Annotated in this window: 5 protein-coding genes, 1 tRNA gene and 1 pseudogene; 6 read left to right on the forward strand and 1 reads right to left on the reverse strand. The window is 42.8% G+C overall.

Annotated elements, in window-relative coordinates:
- Positions 1-257 precede the first annotated feature (257 nt).
- From lldP to HYI04_RS10350, 6 genes are all read left to right on the forward strand, one after another.
- On the forward strand, positions 258-1925 hold the full coding sequence (gene lldP / locus HYI04_RS10325) for an L-lactate permease (protein ID WP_171056716.1): 1668 nt from the start codon (positions 258-260) through the stop codon (positions 1923-1925).
- A 32-nt stretch (positions 1926-1957) separates the two neighbouring features.
- Positions 1958-2701, forward strand: coding sequence for a transcriptional regulator LldR (lldR, locus tag HYI04_RS10330; protein ID WP_010326372.1), 744 nt, complete (start codon positions 1958-1960; stop codon positions 2699-2701).
- A 2-nt stretch (positions 2702-2703) separates the two neighbouring features.
- Positions 2704-3858 (forward strand): FMN-dependent L-lactate dehydrogenase LldD, encoded by a 1155-nt coding sequence (gene lldD / locus HYI04_RS10335; RefSeq protein ID WP_005399760.1) that lies wholly within the window; start codon positions 2704-2706, stop codon positions 3856-3858.
- 282 nt (positions 3859-4140) lie between these two features.
- Entirely contained in the window at positions 4141-5838 is a 1698-nt protein-coding gene (gene dld, locus HYI04_RS10340; protein ID WP_010326373.1) for a D-lactate dehydrogenase, read from the forward strand.
- Between the two features lie 189 nt (positions 5839-6027).
- Positions 6028-8064 carry an NADPH-dependent 2,4-dienoyl-CoA reductase gene (locus HYI04_RS10345; protein WP_010326374.1) on the forward strand — a complete coding sequence of 679 codons (2037 nt, stop codon included), beginning with the start codon at positions 6028-6030 and terminating at the stop codon, positions 8062-8064.
- Between the two features lie 87 nt (positions 8065-8151).
- Positions 8152-8242, forward strand: a tRNA-Ser gene (locus HYI04_RS10350).
- 501 nt (positions 8243-8743) lie between these two features.
- Here the strand turns inward: HYI04_RS10350 and HYI04_RS10355 are convergent.
- Positions 8744-8898, reverse strand: a pseudogene (locus HYI04_RS10355) (IS5/IS1182 family transposase); the annotation flags it as partial.

Raw genomic sequence — 8898 nt, forward strand, 5'->3', positions numbered from 1 at the left:
TTATTTTCATAAAAATATCAGTAAAAACAATGATATTAATTTGATTGAAATATGATCGTGTTTATAAAGGTAGTTGATATTGGTCATACCAATATTAACTTTTAATTGAAGTTTTACTTCATTTTAAATCAAAATAAGCCAAGTATAAGTCATTATTGGTTTGTTTCTCTTTACGGTTGCTCATATTGGTCTGTCCAATATTGGCAAAAGTGCCAATAATATGCTCAAAATTAAATCTTAGTAAGCATTTCAAGGAGATGACAATGCTTCAATGGCAGCAAATGTATGACCCGATGGGGAATATTTGGATTTCAAGTCTAATTGCACTGATTCCGATTATCTTCTTCTTTTTGGCGCTCGCGATATTTCGTTTAAAAGGCAGTGTGGCAGGTACGATCACTGTTGTACTTGCACTTCTTGTCTCTTTATTTACCTATAAGATGCCGGTGCTGATGGCATTCGCATCGATGGCTTATGGTTTCCTCTACGGTTTATGGCCAATTGCATGGATCATTATTGGTGCGGTATTCCTGTATAAAATTTCAGTGAAGACAGGCCAGTTTGACATCATTCGTTCTTCTATTCTCTCAATTACTGAAGATCAGCGTTTACAAATGCTGTTGGTGGGTTTTGCTTTCGGTACTTTCTTAGAGGGTGCTGCAGGCTTTGGTGCTCCTGTGGCGATTACCGCAGCATTATTAGTCGGTTTAGGCTTTAAACCGTTATATGCAGCAGGTCTCTGTCTAATCGTAAACACAGCACCTGTGGCTTTTGGTGCAATGGGTATTCCAATTATTGTTGCTGGACAAGTCTCTGGTGTTGATACGATGGAAATCAGCCAAATGGTGGGCCGTCAGCTACCATTTATGGTGCCAATCGTGTTGTTCTGGATTATGGCAATTATGGACGGCTGGCGCGGTGTTAAAGAAACATGGCCTGCAGTTGTGGTGGGTGCAAGTAGCTTTGCAATTGCACAATACCTAACTTCTAACTTTGTCGGTCCAGAATTACCTGATATTACGGCTGCAATTGCATCCTTGGTTTCTTTAACGATTTTGTTTAAATACTGGCAGCCGAAGCACATTTTCCGTTTTGCAGATCAAGACGCAACGATGAGTGAAGATGTGGCTGCACAAAAACAGCAAAAATACACTGTAGGACAAATTGCAAAAGCATGGTCTCCATTCGCGATTTTAACTGTGATGGTGACGATCTGGAGTGTGAAACCGTTTAAGGATTTATTTGCCAAAGACGGTGCATTGCATGATCTCGTGATTTCAATCAAAGTGCCATTTTTGCATCAAATGATTCAAAAAATGCCACCCGTGGTTGCTGAAATTAAAGACTATGACGCGATTTACAAGTTTGATTGGATCTCGGCTACAGGAACTGCGATCTTTATTGCAGCATTGATCACAATTGCCTATTTGAAGATGAAACCGAAAGATGCTGTGGTAACTTTTGGTGAAACTCTGAATGAGTTGAAAGTTCCCATTTATTCAATTGGTATGGTGTTGTCTTTTGCTTTTATCGCAAATTATTCGGGTATGTCTTCGACCTTGGCTTTGGCTCTTGCACATACAGGTTCGGCATTTACGTTCTTCTCGCCTTTCTTGGGTTGGTTGGGTGTATTCCTCACGGGTTCAGATACCTCTGCCAATGCACTGTTTTCAGCACTTCAGGCTACTACAGCTCAGCAAATTGGTGTGCCAGAAGTTTTACTGGTGGCAGCAAATACCAGCGGTGGTGTGACCGGTAAGATGATTTCACCGCAATCGATTGCGATTGCGTGTGCGGCAGTAGGACTGGTTGGTAAAGAGTCTGATTTATTCCGTTTTACCTTAAAACACAGTATAACGTTCACAATTATGATGGGTATTATGATTACCCTACAAGCCTATGTGTTCCCATGGATGATTCCATAACACAAATTGTGTATCAACGTTAAGGAAAGCAGATGAAAGTCTCCGATAAAGCTGTACAAAGCCTGCGTGTATTGATTGAACAAAGCAATATGCAAGTTGGAGACCGTCTGCCTGCTGAAAGAAAACTGTGTGAACAGCTTCAAGTCTCTCGCTCTTCTTTAAGAGAGGCCATTTCGCAGTTGACCAGCATGGGTATGTTGGTCAGCAAAGTGGGAGCGGGAACTTTTTTAAAACAATTACCAGCAACTTGGTCCAGTTATCAAATCGTACAACCGATTAGTAATTTGATAAGTGAAGATCCTGCCTACCGATTTGATGTGCAAGAGGCGCGCATTATTTTAGAAGGTGGAACAACTTGGTATGCAGCACAACGCGCAACCCAAGAAGATCTGGTGAACATCCGACATCATTATGATCAGATTAACCATTTTCAGGCTTTGGGAAATGATGACGAGGCGGCTCGTGCAGATGCGAAATTTCATTTAGCGATTGCTGAAGCATCTCATAATTTGGTTTTGATTCAGATGATGCGTGGTCTGTTTGATTTGTTGCAGTTCAACGTCGCTTTGGGACGCCGAAAAGTCTATAGCGAAGCACACCGGTTTGATCAATTGCATGATCAGCACTTTCAAGTCATGAATGCAATTGAACGTCGTGATCCAGAAGCTGCACGTAAAGCAGTCTGTGGACACATTGAGTTTGTAGTACAACAGGTGCGAATGATTGATGAAGAAGAAGCTCGTCGTCAGCGCGCCAGTCGATTAAACAGGATATAAGCATGATTATTTCTTCTGCCAATGACTACCGTGAAGCGGCACGACGTCGTTTACCGCCATTTTTATTCCATTACATCGATGGTGGTGCGTATGCAGAATATACCCTGAAGCGTAATGTAGAAGATTTATCAAAAATAGCTTTGCGCCAGCGTGTACTGAACGACATGTCACAGTTAAGTTTAGAGACCAAACTGTTTGATGAAACTTTGTCGATGCCTGTTGCATTATCTCCTGTCGGTTTAACAGGCATGTATGCACGCCGCGGCGAAGTTCAAGCTGCGGTCGCTGCAGATAAAAAGGGTATTCCGTTTACGCTTTCTACCGTTTCAGTATGTCCAATTGAGGAAGTGGCGCCTGCGATTCAGCGTCCAATGTGGTTCCAGCTCTATGTGCTGCGTGACCGTGGTTTCATGAAAAATGCTTTGGAACGTGCTAAAGCGGCAGGCTGTTCAACCTTGGTATTTACCGTGGATATGCCTGTACCGGGTGCGCGTTACCGTGATGCCCACTCGGGTATGAGTGGCCCAAATGCAGCAATGCGTCGTTATATGCAGTCGTGTTTCCATCCACATTGGGCATGGAATGTCGGCATGATGGGACGTCCGCATGACTTGGGCAATATTTCTAAATACTTAGGCAAACCTACAGGTCTAGAAGATTATATTGGTTGGTTAGGTTCTAACTTTGATCCGTCTATTTCGTGGAAAGACCTTGAGTGGATTCGTGAGTTTTGGGATGGGCCAATGGTCATTAAAGGAATTTTGGATCCTGAAGATGCCAAAGATGCAGTGCGTTTCGGTGCAGATGGGATTGTGGTTTCAAACCATGGTGGTCGTCAGCTGGATGGCGTTTTATCTTCTGCACGTGCACTTCCACCAATTGCAGATGCAGTGAAGGGTGATATTAAAATCCTCGCGGATTCGGGTATTCGTAATGGTTTAGACGTGGTACGTATGCTGGCGTTGGGTGCGGACACGTGTATGCTCGGTCGTGCCTTTGTTTATGCTTTAGGTGCGGCAGGCGGTGAGGGTGTTTCAAATCTGCTTGATTTAATTGATAAAGAAATGCGTGTGGCAATGACTTTAACAGGTGCAAAAACCATTGCTGATATTACGTCTGACTGTTTAGTGAAGTTAGAACGAGAGTTGGCTGAGTAAAACTCTCTAATAAAAGCGAATGAATATAAAGAAGCATCCTTTGCCTCATTTTGAATTAAAAAATTTAAGTTCAATTGCGTAGGCGATACCTTACTTTTCAAAGATGAAAAGTAACAAAAATCTTTTGTTGGGCGAGGGGTAGGTCCTGTACCCCGCCCAACGCCGGCATCCATGCCGCCACACGACATCGAATACCGTGATTAATACGCTTAAAAAATGAATGTGTTATTTCATAATCTAGCTTTATTGAAAAGCTCAAAAAATTAATGGGCAGGATATAAAATGCAATCCAATTTAGACGCACCGCAAACTATTCAAAAGCTCATCACTATTGTGGGTAAACAACACGTTTTAACTGACGATAAAGACACACGTTTATACCGCCAAGGTCGTCGTTACGGTGCAGGGAAAGTACTCGCTGTTGTTGCACCAGGGTCATTACTGGAACAGTGGCAAGTACTGCAAGCGGCTGTTGATGCAGATTGTATTGTGATTATGCAAGCAGCCAATACAGGTTTGACTGGTGGTTCAACACCTTTTGGCGATGACTATGACCGTCCTGTGGTTCTGATCAGCACGCGTCGTTTGGTTGGCATTCAGGTCATTAATGACGGTCAGCAAGTGATTTGTCTACCTGGTGCAACATTAGATCGACTTGAAAAAGAATTGGTGCCATTTAATCGGGAGCCACACTCGGTGATTGGTTCATCGTGTATTGGAGCTTCAGTTTTAGGTGGCGTCTGTAATAACTCAGGCGGTGCTTTGGTTCGCCGTGGTCCTGCTTATACTGAGCTGGCATTGTATGCCCGTGTTAATGATGATGGTCAGTTAGAGTTGGTTAATCACTTGGGAGTGAACCTAGGCGAAACACCTGAAGAAATTCTAAGCAAGCTTGAAACGAAAAATTATCAAATCGGCGATATTATTAATAACTCAGGCTGCTGCGCATCGGACCATCGTTATGGACATGATGTTAAACAAGTTGATGAAAATACGCCCGCGCGTTTTAATGCCGATCCATCTCGTTTATATGAAGCATCGGGTTCGGCGGGTAAAGTGTGTGTTTTTGCCGTACGTTTGGATACCTTTGAAAAAATTCCAAGCCAAGTATTCTACGTGGGTACAAATTCACATGATGATTTGACTGAAATCCGCCGTTTTTTACTAAAAGATTTGCCGCGATTGCCGATTGCAGGGGAATACATCCACCGCGTGGCTTATGACATTGGGGCAGAGTACGGTAAAGACACCTTCATGTTCATTGAAAAACTCGGCACAGCCAAAGTACCTGCTGCATTTGCAATGAAAGATAAGGTCGATGCGTACTTAGAAAAATTTGGTATGAAAGGTCTGTCAGATAAAGTTTTGCAGCTGGTGACCAAATTCATGCCCAATCATTTACCGAAACGGATGAATGCTTTTCGTGACCTGTATGAACATCATTTGGTTATTCGGATTGAAAATCAAGATGTCGAGACAGTTGAAATCTTTTTAAAACGTTATTTCCAAGATAAAACCTCAGGTGATTTTTTCCACTGTACCGAGGAAGAAGGACGTAAAGCATTTTTACATCGCTTTGCCGTTGCAGGTGCAGCAATTCGCTATCGGGATACGCACCGTTCAGAAGTTGAAGATATTGTAGCTCTGGATATCGCATTGCGTCGTAATGATCGAGAGTGGGTGGAAACCTTACCCAAAGAGATGGATGATCTGATTGTTCATAAGCTCTATTATGGTCACTTTTTATGTCATGTGTTTCATCAGGACTATATTGTGAAAAAGGGCGTGGATCCTTTGGCGATGGAACACCAAATGTGGCATTTACTGGATGCACGTGGGGCCGAATACCCAGCCGAGCATAATGTCGGACATTTATATGTAGCAAAACCTGCACTACGAACGCATTATGAAAAGCTTGATCCAACCAATAGTTTTAATGTGGGTATTGGTCAAACCAGTAAGCTGAAGCATTGGCAGTAAAGGGCTTTGGTCTAAAAAACTAAACCAGTGAGGGCAACGTCACTGGTTTTTTTATTGTCGTATGTTTTTGAGAGTTCAGTCGGATTGACCGTAGATGCCAAGAATTTTTTATAAATTGTCATCCCAATATTTTAAAAAACAGCTAAAGTAGTATGCAACAAGTTGCAAAGCCAAAGATAAGGATTCATGATGACAACCAATAGCTATGCACATATTTTAAAACCCTTACATTTGGGTTTTACCACCATTAAAAACCGTGTGGTGATGGGCTCCATGCATACGGGCTTGGAAGATCGTTTTTATAATTATCCAAAATTGGCTGCATACTTCGGTGAGCGTGCTAAAGGCGGAGTCGGCCTGATCATTACAGGCGGGATTTCTCCAAACCGTCAAGGTTGGCTTCTTCCTGCGGGCGGGACGATGAATACGCTGGGGGATATTGCTCCGCATCGTTTAGTGACCCATGCCGTACATAAGCATGGCGCAAAAATTTTAATGCAGATTTTGCATGCTGGACGTTATGGCTACCAACCTTTTGTTGTGTCTGCCAGTCCAATCAAGTCGCCGATTTCGCCTTTTAAACCGCGTCAAATGTCTGAAAAGCAAATTTTAAATACCATTGATGACTATGTTAACTGTGCCAGTCTTGCCAAAAAGGCAGGCTATGACGGTGTAGAAATTATGGGTTCAGAAGGTTATTTACTGAATCAATTCTTAAGCCGTCATGTGAACCAACGTGAAGACCGTTGGGGCGGGCCGATTGAAAACCGTATGCGTTTTGCGGTCGAAATTGTCAAAGGGATACGTGCACAAGTCGGCGAGAAATTTATTATTTGCTTCCGTTTGTCATTGCTCGATTTGGTGCATGACGGCAATACCATGCAAGAAGTGGTTACGATTGCGCAAGCACTAGAAAAAGCAGGCATTACCTTATTGAATACAGGAATTGGCTGGCATGAAGCGCGTATTCCGACCATTGTGACTTCGGTGCCACGTGCTGCTTTTGTTGACTATACTGCGGAAGTGAAAAAGCACGTGGCTGTGCCAGTGATTGCTTCAAACCGTATCAATATGCCAGACACGGCAGAAGAGATTTTGGCATCGGGCAAAGCCGATATGGTGCAAATGGCGCGTCCGTTATTGGCTGATGCTTTTTGGGTGAATAAAACAGCGACCAATCGTGTCGATGAAATCAATACGTGTATCGCTTGTAACCAAGCATGCTTAGATCATACCTTTAAAAACCAACGTGCTACTTGTTTAGTTAACCCGCGTGCAGCGTTTGAAACTGAGTTGGTTTATTTGAAAGCGAAACAACCGAAACGAGTTGCGGTTGTGGGTGGTGGCGTCGCAGGTATGTCAGCCGCGACAGTTGCAGCCAGTCGTGGACACCAAGTGACTCTGTTTGAAGCAAGTCATGAAGTGGGTGGACAGTTCAATTTGGCAAAAGTTGTACCCGGTAAAGAAGAGTTTCATGAAACCATTCGCTATTTCAAAGTACAGATTGAAAAAACTGGCGTCGACTTACGTTTAAACACCAAGGTGAATCGTGAGCAGCTTGAGCGTGAAGGCTTTGAAGAAATTATTATTGCAACAGGTGTTGTGCCACGCGTATTACGTATCGAAGGGAGTGATTCACCGCAAGTCTTGTCTTATGCAGAAGTGTTACGCGGCGCACCTGTCGGTCAAAAGGTTGCAGTGATTGGTGCTGGAGGGATTGGTTTTGATGTGTCTGAGTATTTATTGAAACCAGAGCATCAACCTCAGCCACAACCACTTGCAGATTGGCAACGTGAATGGGGCGTAGATCCAAACCCGAATTATGTTTCTGAAGGAGGCACGCAGGCCGCAGAAGTTCATCCGCCTGTTCGTGAGATTTATTTATTACAGCGTAAAACCTCTGCACTTGGAGCAGGTTTGGGCAAAACTTCGGGCTGGGTACACCGTGCACAGTTGAAAAAGCATGCAGTACGTATGTTACGTGGGGTTCAGTACAAAGCTGTGACTGATGAAGGGCTTTGGGTGGATATGGCAGGACAAGATCAATTGCTACGTGTCGATACTATCGTTGTGTGTGCAGGGCAGGAGTCTGTAAAGGATCTGATGCCAAGTGCTGAGCAAAATACACTAGCGAATTATCACATTATTGGTGGTGCTAAACTGGCTGCTGAGCTAGATGCGAAGCGTGCGATTCGTGAAGGTGCTGAAATCGCTTCGAAATTATAAACTTTTGATGAAACAATATGCAGTTGATTGCTTTGACGGTAAGTTTTACTTGTCATCAAAACAAAAGCTCCGTATGATGGCGCACATGGAAGCGTGGCAGAGCGGTTTAATGCACCGGTCTTGAAAACCGACGAGGGCTTATACCCCTCCGTGAGTTCGAATCTCACCGCTTCCGCCAAATTTAAAAAGCCCTCTGTAGTTACAGGGGGCTTTTTTTTTCATATTTTTCTCACAAATTAATCCATATTACTGATAAAAAATAGCCGTGTGATTGAAAGTCTCAACTTTTAGGAGTTAGGGGCATCCTCGATGATTAATATTAATTGGCTCTGAGTATTTAGATCCAAATGGCTCTCGTCTATGGGCATCAAAAAGGACAAATTTTACATAGTCCTATATTCTAATCCATGAAACTTTTCTTCAAAGTGAATGAATTTTTCAACGTCATTTTAAGAGTAATTGTGAAAATGATGGAGTTTTGGAGTCTTGTGGAAACGTACATATGTAATGGTGTCGGAAGTACTCAGATGTCAGTGTAGGGTAAAAATTAGGTTTTTATATTTTTGATATGATCATAATAATGTTTATGAGATCGCAGAGGATGAGGTGTAGCTATGAGATCAAATGGGCTTTGTTGCACAAACATTCAAAAGCTAAACTTCTTCCAAGTTATCTAAATTTAAGTGGCAACTTGGGTGTGAGGTCGACCTAAATCTGTAAATTTATTTAATACGGCCACACGTGCATGAATCTCATTGACTTGGCTTTGAAAGTTTCTCGCACGGAGTTTATCGCCTAATAATTTGATGCAATGCATCTTGGTTTCTATCAGAC

The organism is Acinetobacter sp. SwsAc2 (genome assembly GCF_013391465.1).
In the GTDB taxonomy this organism is placed as follows: Bacteria; Pseudomonadota; Gammaproteobacteria; order Pseudomonadales; family Moraxellaceae; genus Acinetobacter; species Acinetobacter johnsonii.

Excerpts from the sequence above, each read along its gene's own strand:
- lldP (WP_171056716.1), top strand. The coding sequence starts at position 258 with ATGACAATGCTTCAATGGCAGCAAATGTATGACCCGATGGGGAATATT.
- lldR (WP_010326372.1), top strand. The coding sequence starts at position 1,958 with ATGAAAGTCTCCGATAAAGCTGTACAAAGCCTGCGTGTATTGATTGAA.
- lldD (WP_005399760.1), top strand. The coding sequence starts at position 2,704 with ATGATTATTTCTTCTGCCAATGACTACCGTGAAGCGGCACGACGTCGT.
- dld (WP_010326373.1), top strand. The coding sequence starts at position 4,141 with ATGCAATCCAATTTAGACGCACCGCAAACTATTCAAAAGCTCATCACT.
- HYI04_RS10345 (WP_010326374.1), top strand. The coding sequence starts at position 6,028 with ATGACAACCAATAGCTATGCACATATTTTAAAACCCTTACATTTGGGT.